An 18,686-nucleotide genomic window follows, 5' to 3' on the forward strand; every position below is an offset into this window, starting at 1 on the left:
AGCTAATCTTTTGTAGGTTTATGACCACAACTAGCACAAAATTGCCAGTTTGAGCCAAAAGGTTGGCCGCAGTGGATACATTCCGTTTTAAGAGAAACTCGGCAAAAAGGACAAAATTTTTGGTCTTCGCTAACAGCTTGGTTGCATTCTGGACAAGTAGTTGCTAAAACTCGACCTGCTAACAAGTAAATTAATAATCCTGCTATGTTGGTTAGTGTTACAAGCATTGTCCACAAAACAACATTTCTATAGCGACCACGTGAGTCATACCAAACATAAGTTGGAACAAAGAAAATAAGTAAGGAAATTACCATTAGTAATATTTGATAAACCCAGGATAGAGTTTGTTCTTGACCTCCAGGCGCGTTAATTACAAGTATGCAAGATAAAACCCCAGGGTTATTATTAAGTCGAGTTTCTAGTTCTAATGGGTCAATTGCCCAAGTGGGTTGGCTTTTTTTGTCAATAAAATCTGCTAGCAAAATATCTTGTTGTGCTGCAATTACTTCTACAGAAGTTGGTAGCCAAAGGTCTTTATCTTGTTTTGGTGTACTAATATTACCTGGTAAAGGTACTATATGAGCATTAGTAGTATGTAAGTAAAATCTTACATAAATAGGGACTTTTGTTCCTGCTACTAGGATTTTTTCTTTTTGTTTAGCAGCTAAAGAGTCTAACAAATTGATAAATCTTAAGTTATTAAGTAAAGTTTCTTGTGTTGTTGAAATAGGGATAGTTCCACGTGAAGCTTCTAATTGAGATAAAATTGTAGGCCAAAATTCAAGGGATTGGTTAATAGCTGCCATTCCTTTTTTATAAGATTCTGCTTTATTAATACGTGCTAAAGTTAAATAAGTACATAAAAGTCCTATTAACCCTATTAGTAATATAGTTAGAGTCCGTCTTAGAAATATAAGGAAAGCACTATCTTTGGTCATATTTCCTCGCTACAACTAGGACAGTAATTCCAACGTGTATCAACAGCCTTAGCACAGCGGGAGCAATTACGTTTTAGTGCAAAATTACAAAATGGACAGAAACGATAATCTTCTTTAACATTTCGTTTGCAACTACTGCAAGCAGACTTGCTTGGTAGATGTAATAAACCTAATAATAATAGTGCGTAAGCAGCACCTACTAATAAACTTAGACCAGCAAAGTCACTAGCTCGATTAGCACTAGCTCCAAATTGAAGTGTTATCAACATTGTTAGGATAGTACGTAAACTAAGAGCTTTTAACATAAAAGAACTGTAAATTATTAGTCCTACAATAGATATTAGTATTACTAGCAGACTGCTAGTTAGTTTATTAGTAGAAAAGTAAGCCCAGGTAGCTATTAATAAAACTGTAATAAGGCTTAAAAGTTGTGAGACACGGACTAAGATTTTTATCCAAGTTTCGTAATAATGCCATTCTGTATGTAAGTAAAAAAAGATTCTTGCACGACGTTCATTAGCAATTGTTTCTGGTGAAAAAACTTCTAAGACTAATCCATTGGTGTTAAGTAGTTCTGTTTGTTCAAGTTGCTGTAAACTTACTCTTGTATAAAGCTCTGTATTAGTAAGACCTGTATCTACATAGGGCGACCAAAACCAGGCAACAGGACGAACTTTGTCTTTTTCAAATAAAACCACTTCAATGTGAGCAATAATTTTGCCTTGGTCATAGCTTCCAGCTAATGTATAAGTATGGGCTGATGTAGTTTCATGCATTAGCTGTTGAATGTTTTCGTCAACAGTTAAGTTATCTGAGTTTGCTAAAAGTTTGCTAATAGGTTCATGCAAATGAGCAACAGATTTCTTAAATTGCGGCCAACGATTTTTTAGCAAAGGCAAATCTAGTGCGGCTCGTTGTACAAGAATATTTTCCGTGTAATTTCGCAGAATTACTAAGCTAACTGTACAAAGTAACAATAACCCTAAGCCAGCTAAAGCTAGCCTTCCTAGCAATTCTACTAGCTTAGGAATTTGCAGCCGATTTGTCATGATAGATAGAAGTTATTGTTGCTTAAAATTACTTACTGCTTTTAGTTTTACGTCTCATTTGTATTAGACCTGTTGCTAAAACTACGCTTCCCAACAAAGCACTTATAAAACTAATTAATAATGAACTACTTACAGCACCATAATAATTAAGTAATCCAAATATTGTACCAAGTACAAATAATAATGTACCACTAAGGATCAAAACATTATAGTTACTACTAGTAAATAGTTCTTGTGTTGGATTTGGTTGAGTAATACGCTTTAAGCTATATTCTAGTGATAAGCTTGGCTCAATATTAGCAGACTTTGCAAGTGAGCGTAATTGCCCAATAACTATTTTGTAACCATTTACTTCTTTTGCACAAATAGAACATTGGCGTAAATGGTTGTCAATACGGTGTTTAGCAAAGTCTGATAAATGATTGGATAAATACTCATCCAATTGCTGTTGTAGATTCTGACATTCGTTCATCTCGCTCATCGTCTATACCCATGCGTTTGCGTAACGCTTTTAATGCGTAAAATTTTCGTGATTTAATTGTCCCAATTGAACAAGAAAGAAGATCAGCAATTTGCTGATTTGTCCAACCTTCTATAAAACTAAGCTCTAAAACTAGGCGATGTTCTTCGCTTAAATCCTGCATTAGATCTTGTAGTTTTCTAAAATCTACTTGTTGATCTAAAGAAACACTTTCTTGAATTCGATCTCTTTCAGAAAGCTCTGATGGATTGCGACGACGAGCTACTTCATTACGCCAAAGATTAAGAGCGATTGTATAAAGCCAAGTAGTAAATTTAGCAGTTGCTTGATAACGAGATGCAGCATTAACCACACGTAAAAATGTTTCTTGAACAATATCTTCAGCTAGTTCACGTGAACCTGTTCGACGGTAAATAAAGTTAAGTAATCGGTGTTGGTGACGGCCAACTATTTCGGAAAACGCTGTTTCATCACCTCGACCAAAGCGCGTCATTAAATTTTCATCAGAAGACACAGCTAGGATTCCTCGCAAGAATTTTATTTGGTTGTTTTTTGATGGTTTTGTCTAGCTTATTAAAAGCTTTAGTCAAAAATATAAACCAGCTTAAAAAAAAAAGGTTCAAACTGGTTTTAAGATTTTTCTTATAATTAGCTATTTAGTTAAAGGCCAAAGAAATTGTCCAGATTTATCTAAATAACCAACACTACCTTTTACTTGTATTTGAGCTAAGCCATTAGCAAAACCACTACAGTTATAATAATCAAAAGGTGTTTTTATAATTACTGTGCCTAAACTATTAATATAAGCACATTTGCCGTTAATGCTAACTTGAGCTAAACCTTCATTAAAAGCATCAGCAAAGTCAAACATAGGTGCAATAACAATTTCGCCTGCTTTGTTTATATAACCATATTTATTATTAATTCTTACAGAAATTAAATCTTCTGAAAAAGCTCGATTTTCAAAAGTTATTGATGCTTTAAAGTTGCTTAAATTATAGGAGGATTTTTCATAACCTAAATCTTGGCTAGTTACTTCTGTGATATCTGTTTTAGTAAAATTTCCAAGCGTTTCATTAGGCAAATAGAAGAACACTTTTCCAGTTTTATCTATAAAAGCAGGGTGTAAATCATTTTGCTTAAATCGTACTGCTGCTAAAGATTCAGAAAATGATGTAGCAGAAAAAAACTGTGGATTAACTACTGTTTGGCCGGACTTATCAATAAAGCCATAATGATCCCCAATTTTAACTACTGCTAAGCCTTCAGAAAAAGACCGGGCTTGATCAAACTGTGGTGTAATTACTATTTCACCTTTTTTATTAATAAAGCCATATTTACCATTAATTGCAACTACAGCTAAGTCTTCAGAAAATGCAGCATAATTATTGACATTATTAGGTAGGTAAAATTCTGTTTCTCCACGGCTGTTAATTACTTCTATTTTGTTATCTTTACGTACAAATGCCAGACCTTGAGAGAAAAAGCTAGCTTGATCAAATTCTGCTGCTATAACTACTTTACCAGTTTTATCAATGTAACCCCATTTATTGTCTTGTTTAATGGGAAATAAATTTATGTCAGTAGAGTAATTAACAGTTTTGTGCTATGAGATTGTGCATTTATTGAGGTTTGATAAGATATTGTTAAAAAAGAACATATTATTAGGCTAATAAGAAAAATTTTTTTCATAAATTTTTACTCCTAACTAAGTTTATGGAAATTGATTTATGTAATGTTTATTTAATTTTAAGTTGGTTTTTACAGTATAAACTAGGAAGTTAGAATAAGGAAAGGTTACAGAAATATTATTTAAGCTATTTAAGAAGCAAAAAAGTAAGATAGGTGTATCAGAATAAACACTCAAGCACGAAATTACTTACAATTTCGTGCTTAGTAGGTTTTATGTAAATTTTTAATGGAAAATTAAACTTTAGTAACTTTCCCGCCTTTAATACATTGAGTACAAACTTTTAAGTGACAGCGTGTATTGTTAACAACTGTATGAACTCTTTGTAGATTGGGGTTAAATCTGCGTCTAGTGCGGTTATTAGCATAAGCTAACACGGTTGCCAAATTGTGGCCTTTTGCAAATATCACATTTCATTGACATAAAACTTTATCTCCTCTGCTAGTGCCAAAAATTATGCTTGGTGACAAGGGTTTTGATATTTTATTTTCGGCGCGTTTATTGGTATGATTTCAAATTCAGTTTTTAATAGAAAACGCTATTTATAGCAAACCACTTTTACTAAGTCAAATAATAAGGGCAAAAAGGAGCAAGTTTATTGTGCAAGTCAAGTCTAGTAGACTCAAAATGTTGTTATTTTCTCTAGTTTTATTATTTTCTTTAACCGTTGCTTGTGATACTGGTAGCAAAGCAGGCTCTAACACTAGTGGTAGTGGTGGGGAAACAGTCGCTAAAGTAGGAAGTATAGAAATACCTCTTTCTAAAGTAGATCGACTTATTGAACAAGTTGCAACAAAGTCAGACAGGTAAAAATTACCGATCTAAATATCGTTGAATTAGCTTCAGCACGACTTCAAGTACTAGATTCAATAATTACTGATGAAGTTCTTTATCAAAGGTCAAAACAAGAAAACATTAAAATTAGTGATGAAGATGTACAAGCTTTAATACAAAAGGCTATTCAGGAACGAGGGCTTTCTTCTGATGATTTTCAAAAAGAATTAAAAAATATAGGAATGTCAGAAGAAGAGTTTCGTGAAGAAGAACGTAGAAAAATGGCGGTTGCTAAACTACAAGAAAAAACTAGCCAGGTTAAACCACCAACAGATAAAGAAATAGAAGAATATTATAATAATAACCCAGGACAATTTACTATTGGTAAAGGTATTAATATTAGTCAGATAACTGTTGATGCAGCAGATAATAAAGCAAAAAACGATGCCATTGGTGAAGACCAAGCTAAACAAAAAATAGAAACTCTTTATAGCCAGTTAAAAACAGGTGGCGATTTTGCTACAGTAGCTCGTACACAATCAGAAGATCCTTCTGCATTAAAGGGAGGCGACCTAGGATTTTTAGATGAACAAGCTTTGCAACAAGGAGGCTTTCCTCCTCAACTTATACAAGCTTTTTATCAAATGCGAGAAGGTGATATCACTCCTCCTGTACAAGGCTCTAAAGGTCGTTGGTATATCTTTAAGCTGACGGCTAAACGCACTCAAGAAGAAAAGCTTACTTTAGATAATCCCCAAGTAAAGAGTCAAATTTCTCAACTTTTACTTTCTCAACGCAAAAATGTTCTTAACTCTGCATTGCTTGCAACAGCAATGAGCCAAACTAAAGTAGAAAATTTCTTAGCTCAAAGAATGCTTCAAAACCCAGATAATTTTGGCTCTCTAAGACCTACTAGTTTAGCTACAGGTTCTAATGCTACAGAAAATAAAGCTACACCTAAACCAGAGGAAAATAAAGAGGTTAAAGAAAATCCAATTACTGACCCAACCAAAGAAACCAAAGACGCTACTACAGATAAAAGTAGCGAAAAGAAACCAACAGAAAAATAAAATATTAACTTTAAACCATAAGATGATGACTCTATTTATCTTATGGTTTAACAATTGACTATTATGTTATTTCGATTTGAAGATATTTATAAGTCATATGCTACAGATAAAGTGCTTTGTGGTGTAAGCTTCCAGATTAATCCTGGCGAAAAAGTTGGTCTAGTTGGCCGTAATGGTGCTGGTAAAACTACAATTTTTCGTCTTTTATTAGCTACAGAACAAGCAGATCAAGGGCAAATTTTCCGCGCTAGTAATCTTTCCATTGGACTTCTAGCACAACAACATCGGGTTGTAGCAGGAACGACAATTTTAGAAAGTGCATTAAGCGTTTTTACAAAAGTACATGAAATAGAATCACGCATGAAAAAGCTAGAACAAGCTATGACAGAACTTGTTGATGAAGCTTTAGAAACAGCTTTAATTGAATATAGTGAACTGCAACAAAGCTATGAAATGGCAGGTGGTTTTACTGTTTCAGCACGTGCTGAAGCTGTTTTACTAGGTTTGGGTTTTAATAAGGCAGACTTTTCATTGTCTGTCACCCACCTAAGTGGCGGCCAACAAGCAAGACTTAGCCTTGCAAAACTTCTTTTAGGCGAACCAGACATTTTACTTTTAGATGAGCCTACCAACCATTTAGATATAAGTGCTATTGAATGGTTAGAAGAATTTTTAATCTCTTATAAGTCAGCCTATGTTATTATTTCTCACGATCGCTATATGCTTGATAAATGTACAAATAGAATCTTAGAATTGGAAACTGGCAAAATTAGTAATTATCCTGGTAATTTTTCTTTTTATCTTGAGGAGCGAGAAGAACGCCGTAAAGCACAACTTCGTGCTTATGAACAGCAACAAGAGCTTATTGAACGTACAGAAGAATTTATTAGACGTAATTTAGCAGGTCAAAAAACTAAGCAAGCAAAATCTCGTCGGCGTATGCTAGAGAAAATGGAAAAGGTAGAATCTTTAACTACAACAGAAGCAGTTGCTAGTTTTTCTGTTAAACCAATTGCACGTAGTGGTGATATAGTGTTAACTGTAGAAGATTTATCCATCGGTTATCAAACACATTCTTTAGCTACAAAAATTAACTTTACTTTGCGTCGGGGAGAAGTATTAGCTATCATAGGTGGTAATGGTACAGGAAAAACCACATTACTACGCACTTTATTAAATCGTCAACCTGCATTAAATGGTGAAGTACATTGGGGTAGTAATATTAGTATTGGCTACTATGACCAGCAACTTAATGAACTTAACCAAAGTAATCGGGTAATTGATGAGATAAGAGAACTTGAGCCTTATGCAGAAGAAGTAAAATTGAGATCATTTCTTGGAACATTTAATTTTTCTGGGGATGATGTATTTAAGCAAGTTTCTGATCTTAGTGGTGGTGAGCAAGGTCGTCTAGCTTTAGCGAAATTAGTCTATAGCCGGGTTAATGTACTGGTTTTGGATGAACCAACTAATCATTTAGACATTATTTCAAGAGAAGCCCTAGAAAGTGCTTTAGATGGATTTGCTGGTACAGCATTAGTTGTTTCCATGATGACAGATATTTTCTCGATCGATTGGCAACAGAAATAGTATACTTAGACGGCAAACAAGCAGAAATTTTTTCTGGCACATATTCAGAATATTGTGAAGTGCGCCAAAAACGTATTGAACAAGAGCAGCAACTTCGCGCACAGCAAGCACGTGAAGTGCGCAATATCACTAAAATTACCAAACCTAAAACTGTAAAAACAGTTCTACGTGATATAACTGTGATTGAAAAAGACATTGCAGAGTTAGAATCAGAGGTTTCTCAAGTTTCTCAATCACTAGCTAGCTTAGAGGTCGCTCGCAGTCCAGAGCGGTTAACTCAATTGCAAATAGAATATGATAGGCTTAATGAAAAGCTAGAATCGCTTTATCAAGAATGGGAAACAGTTATGTTAAGCAGAGAAAATGTTAATAGTTAATGAAGTTAGACATCAGATTTTGAGCTAATCAGGTTGAGGAGGCTATCATGAGAATTGCCTGTCCAAAATGTGGGCGTGAGTATAGACTAGATCCTTCGCGCATTCCTGCAAAAGGGGCAAGGTTTACTTGCTGGGGTTGTCAAGCAAAAGTAGAAGTTCGACCACTACAAGCTGGACAAAATGAGGCTACTGTTACAGAGTCAGCATCAAGCAAAGATCTAAAAGAACAAAAACAAGCAGTTGATGAAGCAAAAGCTACTAGCTCACCACCACCTGCTACATCAAATCAAAGTGATTCAAAAAGTGAAGATGAAGGCTTTTTTACTGGCCCAGGTATAAAGAAATCAACCCTAAGTAAAGCTGATAGTGAACCAAAACGAGAGCCAACTTCAGCAGCTAAAACTGCACCACTGCTACCTAGCAAATTACAAACAGCCCCAAATCCATCTGTGGAGGCGGGTTTAACAGGTGCATTAGTAGGTGGAGGCTTAACAGGAACACTAAAGGCACAACCCTTAAAAATTACTTGTCCAAAATGCCAACATGTATATCGTATAGATCCTTCGCGTATACCGGGCGGTGGAGGTAAATTTACTTGCCGTAATTGTCAAGCACGTATAGAAGTACGTCCTAACCAAAAAACAGAAGAAAAATCGGCAGAAGCAGTTCAAAAAGGAACTAGCAGATATCAAACTCCTCCAGTTTGTCAACCAACTATCCCAAATGCTGGCTTAGTAGCAAATGTAACAGATACTAAACCTGCTACAGAAGAAGAATTAAATAAACCCGGCCCAATTACAGGCCCATTTAGCTTTAAGCCTCCTGAAGAAGAATCTAAAAAAGAAGCACAAGAAGCACAAGCTATCTTTGATGGTGAGTCTACAATGGTAATGGGATCTCCTCCCTCACAAATCAAGAAGGCTATGGAAGAAGCTCAAGCTAAAACGGATGAAGAAGCTTCAAAAAAAGACTTTGGTTTCTCTTTTACGGATCCTTCAAATGAAATTAATGAACCAGTAAAATCACCTGCTTTCGATTTTTCTGATTTAAGTAAACCTAAAGAGGTAGGGTTTGACTTACCTATACCATCTAAGGAAGAAAAAGTAGAAGCAAATTTTAATTTTCTTGATCCAAATGCGGAAAAACCTGCTGAAGAGCCAAAAGAAAAGTTTAGTTTTTCTGATGATTCTACTCCAATTGCAGTAGGGACAACTCGTAAAGAATCAGGTGAATTGCCTAATACAGAAACAGCTAGTGCAGACACCAAAAGAGATCTTACAGATCCCTTAGAACCAATTTCTGAGGTAAACAGCACTTTAGCCATGACTAATGCAGATATTGCTTCTGTTATAGAATCTCGTACTAAAGAAAAATCAGAAGAAAAGACAGAAAAGGCAGAAAAAAAATTAACAATACCTATTCCGCCTGTATTTGAATTTGACCTTAATTTACCAGAAACAAAACCTAGTAGTGAAATATCCTCTGGCCTTAGCCAGGCTTCTGAAGATCTAAATGCTACAGTAGCTGTTGAAGCTGGTAAACCTGCTTGGCAATCAGCAGACAATGAAGAAAAAGCAGAAATCAAGAAAGAGCAAAGTGATAATATTTTTGACTTAAAAACCTCAGTTGGTGTGCCTTCATTAGCACCACTAAATGAAGCTACAAAAGCAGATGAAAATAAAACAAAACAACTTTCTTCTGAGCCTACTTTTAATTTAGAAGAAAAAGAACAATCTAGTCCTTTTACTTTTATTCCTCCTGCTGTAGCACCAACACTAGAAAAGCCTGGTGCTAACCTTGTTAAAGAGCCTGTAAAAATGGAGGAAAAATTACCAAATTCTCCTCCATTTAGTTTAACTAAAGGTGAAGAAGAGAAAAAAGCAGAGTCAAAAATACCTCCTCCACCATCCTTAAAACCTAAAACAGAACCGCCTGTTCTTAAAAAAGAAGATAAGCCTGCTTCAGAAATACCAGCATTTAAGCCGCCTAAAGTAGACTTACCTAAAGCAGAACCAGCTAAAAAGGAGCCAAAGTCAGATCCTCCTAAAGCTAAAGCAGATATACTTAATAAACCATTAAAAGAAGAAATAAAGACAGAAGAATTACCTATACCAGTTTATAACCCAGATATATTTTCTCCACCACCAGCATCAGAAGAAGCTGAGAGTAGTGGAAGTGGTTTATTTAAAGGATTGATAGTAGGATCTAGTGTAGCACTTCTTGGGGTAATTATTTATTTTGCTTTCTTTAGGACTCCAACACCAGTTGTAACAAGTTCACCTACACCTACAGAAACACAAATAGTAAAAAATACTCCTACTGTAGTTCAAACACCTGATGAGCCAATTACTAGCCCAACACCAAAGGCAAGTGTTAGCCCAACACCAACTACAACTAGTCCAACACCAAAGGCAAGTGTTAGCCCAACACCTGCAACTAGCCCAACTCCAAAAGTAACACCAACACCAAAAGCGACTGATAAGCCAAGCACAGGCGGTAGTTTGCCAGATTCTTTAGCTGGAGCAGGAAAATATACTGTCCAAGTACGTGCTACTCAAAGCCAAGGTGAAGCAGAAAGTATTGGAAAAAAATTACGTAGTAGCGGTGCAGAAGCTTATGTTGTAAGGGCTGATTTAGGAGCAAAAGGTATTTGGTATCGTGTACGAGTAGGACGTTATCAAAGCTTTGCAGAAGCCCAAAAAGCAGGTGCAGAACTAAAAAATAAAGGTTCAGTGGCAGAGTTTATAGCTACTACATATTAATCTATTTTGTTTTAATTAATTGAATGAGGAAGAAATTTAAGGTTTCTTCCTCATTCATTATTCTAGGCAATATTATTTAGGGGTAATAAATTATGAACAATAGTAAAAATTTTTTAATTGCTAGTTTAATAACACTACTATTTTCTACTCCTTACTCTTGGGCTGATACCATAAAATTAAAAGATGGTCGAGTTATTAAATGCGATTTTTTTCGGGAAGAAGGCACAGTTGTTCGCTATTGGATTGGCGACTCAATTTTAACTGTTTCACGCGATAAAATAGAAAGCCTAGAACGTGATAAAGAAAAGGGGGAAGACTTAAAAGCCTTTCCTAACCAACCTAATAATAATTCAGATAATAATTCAGATACTTCTAAACCAACAAAACTACGCCCAATCCCAAGATTTCCTATTGTTCGTACCATAGAGGGTAATTCCAATATGGAAGCAGTAGAAAAACTAGAAGCAGAGCTAAAAAATGACCCAACAGACAAAACAAAAATTGCTTCTTTAGTTAAAACCTTGAATATAGTTGCTTTTACTGAGCAACAAGCAGGAAATTTAGATAAAGCAAAAGAACTATTAAACCGTGCTTTAAGTTTGAAAGAAGATCATATAGATACTTTACTTGGTTTAAGTAATATTAACTTGCAAGAAGGTCGTTATCGTGAGGTTGTCCAACATTCCAGCAAAATTCTATCAATAGATGATAAAAATCAACTTGGTTATTATTTTTTAGGCTCAGCCTATTATTACTTAAATGAGATCCAAAAGGCTGTTGACACTTGGCGAACAGGCTTAAAACTAGGTGACAACGGGCTAATTAAAGATGCTTTAACAAAAGCTGAAAAAGAATTAAGCGTTTCCAGAGATTTTAGTAATGAGCGTAGCAGATTTTTTAACCTGGTTTTAGAAGGTGGGTCAAATAACTTAGAGCTTGAAAATCAGCTATTAATTACATTAGAAGCAAGCTACAGCCAATTAAAACGCCAATTTAACTATGAACCAAAAGAAAGAATTAATGCAGTTTTTTATACAAAACAAACTTTTTCAGATATAACTCGCGCTCCAAGCTGGGCAGGTGCTGTAAATGATGGAAAATTGAGGGTTCCTGTAGGTGGGCTAAATCAAATTAATACAGAACTTTCTAAAACCATAACACACGAGTTAGCCCATTCTTTTGTATATTTTAAGGCTCGTGGAAAATGTCCAACCTGGCTTAATGAAGGTATTGCTCAACTAGTAGAAGGTGATTCTGCTAGGCAATATTACCGTCAATTAGCAAGTCTTGTAGCTCAAAATCCTAGCTTTAACTTAAAAAATTTAAGCGGCTCTTTTATTAGATTTTCTCCTGAACAAGCTCAAGTAGCTTACCAATATTCTTTAGCCGCAGTTGAGCTTTTATCTGAACGTGGTATTAACATAACAATAAATGTTCTTTCAGAATTAGCACAAAATAGCGATATTGACCAGGCTCTTTCTCGTCATACTCGTTTTAGAAGCTTAAATGAGTTTGAACAAGAATTAAAACAGCGTTTGATAAATTAAATTTTTAATGGATAGAAAGATAAAGAGATGAGTTTGTCCACAAAAATAAATAATGATTCAATAGAAAAACTTCAAAAACGCCTTTATCGTCGTATGGGGCAAGCCATAGAAGATTATTCAATGATTAGTGAAGGCGACCGCATTATGGTTTGTTTAAGTGGTGGGAAAGATAGTTATACTTTGCTATCACTTCTTTATCATTTACAAAAACGTGCGCCAGTTAAATTTGAATTGTTGGCAGTTAATTTAGACCAAAAACAGCCAAATTTCCCTCCTGATATTCTACCTGCCTATCTTGCTAATTTAGGTGTGCCATTTCGCATTATTGAGAAAGATACTTACTCAATTGTAAAGCGTTTAATTCCTGAAGGTGAAACAATGTGTTCAGTTTGTTCAAGGCTTCGCCGAGGGATTCTTTATAATGCAGCAGTTGAAGAAGGTTGCAGCAAAATAGCACTTGGTCATCATGGCGACGATATTTTAGAAACCTTTCTGCTAAATTTCTTTTTTAATGGCACAATGAAAGCTATGCCTCCAGTTCTACGAAGTGATGATGGGCGTAATATGATTATTCGCCCCTTGGCTTACTTACGTGAAACAGACATAGCTGCTTATGCTGCTACACAAAATTTTCCAATTATTCCTTGTGATTTATGCGGCTCACAAGAAAACTTAAAACGTAAACGAGTAAAAAGATTAATTAAAGATTTAGAATCAGAATTTCCACAAGTCTGGACATCAATGTTTGCTGCACTTGGGCGGATAATCCCATCTCATATGATGGATCATAAGATTTTTGATTTTAAGTCTTTATCTGCTGGCACAGGGGATTTATCTGCTGAACTAGACTCAGTGCTAGCTCATGGCGAAAATGTATCTAACCCAACACTAGTTGCTTTATCTAGTCATAATTAGTTAATTTAAGTGAGAGGAAATATTTATGGATGAACTTGCATTATTGGACGCTACTGCACAAGCAGAGTTAGTAAAAAAAGGTGAAGTTAAGCCTATTGAACTAGTTGATGCTGCAATTGCTAGAATTGAGAAGATAAATCCTGCTATTAATGCAGTAGTTACTCCAATGTATGAACTAGCAAGAGAAATTGCCGCAGGCGAACTTCCAGAAGGGCCTTTTAAGGGAGTGCCATTTTTGTTAAAAGATTTATTTCCAATGTATACAGGGGTTAAGCTTTCTTCAGGCTCACGATACTTAAAAGATTATATACCAGATCATGATAGTGAATTAGTTGCTCGGTATAAAAAAGCAGGTTTAATAACTATTGGTAAAACTAACACTCCTGAGTTTGGGTTGTTGCCCACAACAGAACCAGTTTTATTTGGGGCTTGTCGTAATCCTTGGGACACATCACGAACTACAGGCGGTTCAAGTGGTGGTTCAGCAGCAGCAGTAGCGGCTGGAATTGTTCCAATGGCACATGCTAATGATGGTGGTGGCTCAATTCGTATTCCTGCGGCTTGTTGTGGTTTATTTGGATTAAAACCAACTAGAGGACGAAATTCCTTAGGCCCGGATGTAGGAGAAACCCCAGGCGGATTAGTTGTTGAGCATGTTGTTACTCGTTCAGTCCGAGATAGTGCAGCAGTCTTAGACGCTACATCAGGCCCAAGCCTAGGCGATCCTTATTTTGCTCCTTTACCTTCTCAACCATTTTTGTCTGAAGTTGGAGCAGATCCTGGAAAACTTCGTATTGCTTTTACTACCAAAAGCTTAACAGGTGTAGAAATCCACCCTGATTGCATTAAAGCTGTTGAAGATGCGGCTAAACTTTGCGCTGACCTTGGTCATATAGTAGAAGAAGCTTCCCCAACCGATGTCTTAAACACAGATTTACTTAATCAAGCTTTTTTTGCTGTTTGGTCATCTGTTTGTACTTCTTTACTTAATGGCTGGCAACGTCGCACTGGCAAACCCTTAAAAGAAGAATACTTTGAGCCGTTGACCTGGGCAATGTACAAAATGGGTCAAGCAATACCAGCTTCTGATTTAATTTTATCTCTATTTCACTTCCAACAAGTCACCCGTCAGGTTGCCCAATTTATGGTTAATTATGATGTTTACCTTACACCAACTCTTGGAGAACCACCTGTTGAACTAGGTTCTTTTGACCCAACCCCAGACAATCCTTTAGCTGGGTTTTTCCGTGCAGGTCAATTTGTTCCCTATACTCCATTAAATAATATTACTGGTCAACCAGCTATGTCGGTTCCTCTTTATTGGAATGCTCAAGGCTTGCCTATAGGAGTTCACTTTGTTGGTCGTTACGCGGATGAAGCTACTTTGTTTAGATTAGCTTCACAGTTAGAAACAGCCCAACCCTGGGCTAATCGTCGTCCACCTGTTTTTGCTATTTAAGATTTAGGTTAATAGAAAAATGCTAGGTAAGGGATATTAATAGTTTTATTAGTATCTCTTATTTATTAAACTCAATTAAATCACCACCAACAGCTTTAAGTAATTTTCTAACTAATGTTATTGGTAGCCCAACAACATTTAAGTAATTACCAGCTATTTCTTCAATAAAAATACTGCCATAACCTTGAATTGCATAAGCTCCAGCCTTGTCAAAAGGTTCACCTGTTGCAATATACCAATCAATTTCTTGCTCGGTTAATTGATTAAACTTTACTTGAGTTTGGCAAATATCAATAGCTTGTTTATTAGCAATAGTATTAATAACAGCTACACCAGTTAAAACACTATGCCAATTGCCTGAGAGTTGTTTTAGCATCCTTTTAGCGTCTGTTGCGTCTAACGGCTTAGCTAAAATATTTCCTTCACAAACAACTGTTGTGTCTGCCCCAACCACAAATTTATCTTTACAACTTTTGGCAATGTCTTCTGCTTTTTCTTTTGCAAGCCGTAGAACATAAGTCTCTGGTGTTTCGTCTGATAAAATATCTTCATTAATTTGGCTAGGAATAATTTCTAGCTTAGGAGCAAATAAACCAAGAATTTCCCGGCGACGTGGTGAAGAAGAAGCTAAGACTAAATTATTTTTCATTGAACTATTTCCACTTCTACACTAGAGGACGGCTTACTTTCATTTCCTGCTGTATCTATAGCAATGATGAAATAGTAATAAGTTTGACCTACTTTAGCGCGTTCATCACGAACAGTTGTTGTTGTCATTGGAGTAGGTGTTAGTTTTGTCCATTCGCTTTGAGGCATATCTTGACGATCAGCACGGTAAATTAAATAGCCGCGTAAGTCTTTTTCAGTATTAGCAGGCCAAAATAAGCTTACAATACTGGCAGCCGCAGCACCTGTTACATTAGTTGGGGCTGAGGGAGCAAAAGTATCTTTTGCCTTAATTGATATTTCAGCAGAATCAGGGCTTTCAATAGTGCTATCTTTACCTGGCGAGATGCTACGAATTATATAAAAATAATTACCACCAAACTTAAATTGCCGATCCTCAAAAGAAGTTTCAATAATAGGGTTAGCGTTAATTGGTTGGTTTGGGAAATTGTTATCTTTAGCACGCCTATAAATGTTGTAACCAATTACCCTAGGCGGGGTTGTGTTATCTAAATTAGCTGTAGGAGCATTCCAAGAAAGTTTAATTGCATCTTGTGATAATTCAGTAGCAAGATTTTCTGGTGGGCGAGCAATTTGGCTAATAGGCTCTAAAAAAGCATAATTAGATAGTGGTAAAGGGACACCGGCAAAATTACTATAGCGAATAGCATAGCGATAACGTACATCAGCAGTTAGGGCATTTTCAGCCAAGGTATCATTAAAAGATAGGGTGTTAGCTTCAACAGCAGAAATGTCTTTAATAGTTAAGGTGCCGACTATGCGGGCTTCGGCTAAAAATGTTTCTTCTGGAAGCCTCGGAGGTGTATTTGGGTTTTCATCTCGTCTTAGGATTTCAGCCCGCAAGACTTTAGAATTTTGTAAAGAAATAGAGCTAGGTTTGGGCCAGGTTAAAACTAAATTTGTTCCTCTTTGGTGTACTTGTAGAACTTCTGGAACTAATGCTTTATATTTTATTGGCGGTAGCGGTGGGCCAACACGACCACAACCAACTAAAAAAATAGTATTTGTAGTAAGCATTAAAAATACTGTAATAATAATAGAATATTTATAAAATATAACGGCTAAGGTCTTCATTTTGAACAATATTTGCTAACATTTTGTTGACATAAGCTTCATCAATAACTTGTTTTTTTTCTGCTAAATCCGAGCCTTCAAAAGAGATTTCATCTAAAAGTTTTTCCATTACTGTATGAAGTCTTCTTGCTCCAATATCTTCAGTAGATTTATTTACAGAAAATGCAAAGCTAGCAATTGATTCAATAGCATCATCAGTAAATTGTAGAGTGATGCCTTCAGTTTCAAGCAGTGCAGTATATTGACGGATTAATGAATTTTTAGGCTCGGTTAATATACGCTTAAAATCATCTTTAGTTAAAGGATCAAGATTAACACGGATAGGGAAACGCCCTTGAAGCTCAGGAATTAAGTCTGAAGGTTTAGAGACATGAAAAGCACCTGCTGCAATAAATAAAACATGGTCAGTGCGAACCATTCCATATTTAGTATTAACTGTAGTTCCTTCAATAATTGGGAGAAGGTCGCGCTGAACACCTTCACGAGAGACATCTGGCCCGTGTGTACCTTCTCTTCCTGCTACTTTATCTATTTCATCTAAAAAGACAATACCAGAATTTTCCACCCGTTCCAGAGCGATACGAGAAACTTGATCCATATCAACTAGCTTTTGTTCTTCTTCTGCAATTAAATGTTCTATAGCTTCTTCAACCGTCATTTTACGTTTTTTGGTACGTCCACCTGGAAAAATTCCTGGCAACATATCTTTTAGATTAATATCCATTTCCTCAATACCTTGAGGAGTAATAATTTCAATACCGCTAGGCATGCCTCTTTCTTGAAGTTCAATTTCAATCAAACGGTTATTAAGGCGACCATCTCTAAGTTGTTGGCGAAGTTTTTCGCGCGTTCGCTGAAATTGGTCTGAAGTGTTTTCAGTTTCATTTTCAGAAGGCTTATTAGGTGGAAGTAATATATCTAATATTCGTTCTTCTGCGTTAAATTCGGCTTTCTCAGTAATTTCTTCAATTTTTCTTCTCTAACTAAGTCTATAGCGATTTCGACTAAATCCCTAACAATTGACTCTACATCTCGACCAACATAACCAACTTCGGTAAATTTAGAAGCTTCTACTTTTACAAAAGGAGAATTAGCTAGTCTAGCAAGACGGCGGGCAATTTCTGTTTTTCCAACGCCAGTTGAGCCAATCATAATAATATTTTTAGGGATGACATCCTGTGCTAGGTCAATGGGTAATTTTTGGCGGCGAATACGGTTTCTTAATGCTATTGCAACAGCACGTTTAGCAGCCCTTTGACCAACAACATGTTTATCAAGTTCAGCAACAATTTGTTTTGGAGTTAGTTCATCTAAATTAATCTGTGGTTCTATTTCACCAGCAAGATAAATAACCATAGGGCCTCTTATAATTCTTCAACTATCAAGTTTGTATTTGTATAAATGCAAATAGTACCAGCAATTTTCATTGCTTCTTCAGCAATTTCACGGGCGGAAAGCTGCGAGTGTAATGCTAAAGCCCGCGCCGCTGCAAGTGCAAAAGGGCCACCTGAGCCAATAGCCATAATTCCATCCTCTGGTTCAATTAAATCACCTGTTCCAGAAATTACTAAAGAATATTTTTCATCTGCTACTAGAAGAAGGGCTTCTAGGTGGCGTAAATATTTATCTGTACGCCAATCCTTAGCAAGCTCTACTGCTGCACGGTTTAATTGACCATGATATTGCTCAAGCTTTGATTCAAAACGAGAAAGCAGGGAAAAAGCATCTGCTGTTGAGCCAGCAAACCCAGCTAGAACTTTATCATTATAAAGCCGGCGTACTTTACGTGCATTGCCTTTCATTACTGTGTTTCCTAAAGTAACTTGCCCATCTGCGGCCATTATTACTTTATTATCTTTGCGTACACAGATAACAGTAGTAGAACGAATTTTATTAGCTTTATTAGCTTTTTTGGAAGGTTTTAAGGTTATTTTTTTAGTCACAATATTTCCTAGTCATTAATATTGCTGTTAGTTTAGCTATCAGCATCTACAGTCAATATATTATCTATTTCGTTAAATGGTTCGCTACTTAAGATTTCATAGAGAGTTGGAGCTATAGCTTTAGAAACATTGCCTGTAGGAATTAAAGCAACACGAACAGAAAGTTTTTGTCCACGTCGTCTTAATGTTAATTTGTCGCCTACTTTAATTTCTCTACCTGCTTTAGCAGGCAAATCATTAACTAATATTGCCCCTGCCCGGCAGATTTCTGCTGCAACAGTTCGACGAATCACCAGCCGACTAAGTTTTAAGAATAAATCTAATCTCATA

At 36.0% G+C, this 18,686-nt stretch carries 17 protein-coding genes and 3 pseudogenes; 8 read left to right on the forward strand and 12 right to left on the reverse strand.

The window, feature by feature from the left end:
- Positions 1 to 2: 2 nt before the first annotated feature.
- The 7 genes and pseudogenes from IPK14_24905 to IPK14_24935 form a co-directional block, all read right to left on the reverse strand.
- On the reverse strand, positions 3 to 938 hold the full coding sequence (locus IPK14_24905; protein MBK7996491.1) for a zinc ribbon domain-containing protein: 936 nt from the start codon (positions 936 to 938) through the stop codon (positions 3 to 5).
- Positions 935 to 1,987: a zinc ribbon domain-containing protein gene (locus IPK14_24910; GenBank protein MBK7996492.1), complete on the reverse strand. Its 1,053-nt coding sequence runs from the start codon at positions 1,985 to 1,987 to the stop codon at positions 935 to 937. Before IPK14_24910 ends, IPK14_24905 begins: the two co-directional genes overlap by 4 nt.
- 28 nt (positions 1,988 to 2,015) lie before the next feature.
- On the reverse strand, positions 2,016 to 2,459 hold the full coding sequence (locus tag IPK14_24915; protein ID MBK7996493.1) for a zf-HC2 domain-containing protein: 444 nt from the start codon (positions 2,457 to 2,459) through the stop codon (positions 2,016 to 2,018).
- The gene (locus IPK14_24920) at positions 2,422 to 2,982 is read right to left on the reverse strand and encodes a sigma-70 family RNA polymerase sigma factor (protein MBK7996494.1); all 561 of its coding nucleotides are present in this window, start codon (positions 2,980 to 2,982) and stop codon (positions 2,422 to 2,424) included. Before IPK14_24920 ends, IPK14_24915 begins: the two co-directional genes overlap by 38 nt.
- A gap of 138 nt (positions 2,983 to 3,120) precedes the next feature.
- Entirely contained in the window at positions 3,121 to 3,552 is a 432-nt protein-coding gene (locus IPK14_24925) for a WG repeat-containing protein (protein MBK7996495.1), read from the reverse strand.
- Positions 3,553 to 3,612: 60 nt separating this feature from the next.
- Positions 3,613 to 4,032, reverse strand: a pseudogene (locus tag IPK14_24930) (WG repeat-containing protein).
- Between the two features lie 362 nt (positions 4,033 to 4,394).
- A pseudogene (locus IPK14_24935) lies at positions 4,395 to 4,581 on the reverse strand (50S ribosomal protein L28).
- 204 nt (positions 4,582 to 4,785) lie between these two features.
- Here IPK14_24935 and IPK14_24940 point away from each other — a divergent pair.
- From IPK14_24940 to IPK14_24975, 8 genes are all read left to right on the forward strand, one after another.
- On the forward strand, positions 4,786 to 4,968 hold the full coding sequence (locus IPK14_24940) for a hypothetical protein (protein ID MBK7996496.1): 183 nt from the start codon (positions 4,786 to 4,788) through the stop codon (positions 4,966 to 4,968).
- A gap of 206 nt (positions 4,969 to 5,174) precedes the next feature.
- Entirely contained in the window at positions 5,175 to 6,002 is an 828-nt protein-coding gene (locus IPK14_24945) for a peptidyl-prolyl cis-trans isomerase (GenBank protein ID MBK7996497.1), read from the forward strand.
- Positions 6,003 to 6,065: 63 nt separating this feature from the next.
- Positions 6,066 to 7,592, forward strand: coding sequence for an ABC-F family ATP-binding cassette domain-containing protein (locus IPK14_24950; protein MBK7996498.1), 1,527 nt, complete (start codon positions 6,066 to 6,068; stop codon positions 7,590 to 7,592).
- Entirely contained in the window at positions 7,577 to 7,969 is a 393-nt protein-coding gene (locus IPK14_24955) for a hypothetical protein (protein ID MBK7996499.1), read from the forward strand. Before IPK14_24950 ends, IPK14_24955 begins: the two co-directional genes overlap by 16 nt.
- 47 nt (positions 7,970 to 8,016) lie before the next feature.
- On the forward strand, positions 8,017 to 10,731 hold the full coding sequence (locus IPK14_24960; GenBank protein MBK7996500.1) for a zinc-ribbon domain-containing protein: 2,715 nt from the start codon (positions 8,017 to 8,019) through the stop codon (positions 10,729 to 10,731).
- A 92-nt stretch (positions 10,732 to 10,823) separates the two neighbouring features.
- A complete protein-coding gene (locus tag IPK14_24965; GenBank protein MBK7996501.1) occupies positions 10,824 to 12,278 on the forward strand; it encodes a hypothetical protein in 1,455 nt (484 codons plus the stop codon).
- 27 nt (positions 12,279 to 12,305) lie between these two features.
- Positions 12,306 to 13,193, forward strand: a complete 888-nt coding sequence (gene ttcA / locus IPK14_24970) for a tRNA 2-thiocytidine(32) synthetase TtcA (protein ID MBK7996502.1) — start codon at positions 12,306 to 12,308, stop codon at positions 13,191 to 13,193.
- A 25-nt stretch (positions 13,194 to 13,218) separates the two neighbouring features.
- Positions 13,219 to 14,652 (forward strand): amidase, encoded by a 1,434-nt coding sequence (locus IPK14_24975; GenBank protein ID MBK7996503.1) that lies wholly within the window; start codon positions 13,219 to 13,221, stop codon positions 14,650 to 14,652.
- A gap of 58 nt (positions 14,653 to 14,710) precedes the next feature.
- Here IPK14_24975 and maf read toward each other — a convergent pair whose 3' ends face one another.
- The 5 genes and pseudogenes from maf to IPK14_25000 all read right to left on the reverse strand — a co-directional run bounded on the left by maf (position 14,711) and on the right by IPK14_25000 (position 18,685).
- On the reverse strand, positions 14,711 to 15,301 hold the full coding sequence (gene maf / locus IPK14_24980) for a septum formation inhibitor Maf (protein MBK7996504.1): 591 nt from the start codon (positions 15,299 to 15,301) through the stop codon (positions 14,711 to 14,713).
- Positions 15,298 to 16,413, reverse strand: a complete 1,116-nt coding sequence (locus IPK14_24985; protein MBK7996505.1) for a hypothetical protein — start codon at positions 16,411 to 16,413, stop codon at positions 15,298 to 15,300. The genes maf and IPK14_24985 overlap by 4 nt, the downstream gene beginning before the upstream one ends.
- A pseudogene (hslU, locus tag IPK14_24990) lies at positions 16,385 to 17,733 on the reverse strand (ATP-dependent protease ATPase subunit HslU). The gene IPK14_24985 and the pseudogene hslU overlap by 29 nt, the downstream one beginning before the upstream one ends.
- Before the next feature lie 44 nt (positions 17,734 to 17,777).
- Complete coding sequence (gene hslV / locus IPK14_24995; GenBank protein ID MBK7996506.1) at positions 17,778 to 18,302, reverse strand: ATP-dependent protease subunit HslV; 525 nt, start codon at positions 18,300 to 18,302, stop codon at positions 17,778 to 17,780.
- 86 nt (positions 18,303 to 18,388) lie between these two features.
- Positions 18,389 to 18,685, reverse strand: a complete 297-nt coding sequence (locus tag IPK14_25000; GenBank protein MBK7996507.1) for an RNA-binding S4 domain-containing protein — start codon at positions 18,683 to 18,685, stop codon at positions 18,389 to 18,391.
- Position 18,686 lies beyond the last annotated feature (1 nt).

This window comes from Blastocatellia bacterium (assembly GCA_016713405.1).
Lineage (GTDB): Bacteria > Acidobacteriota > Blastocatellia > Chloracidobacteriales > JADJPF01 > JADJPF01.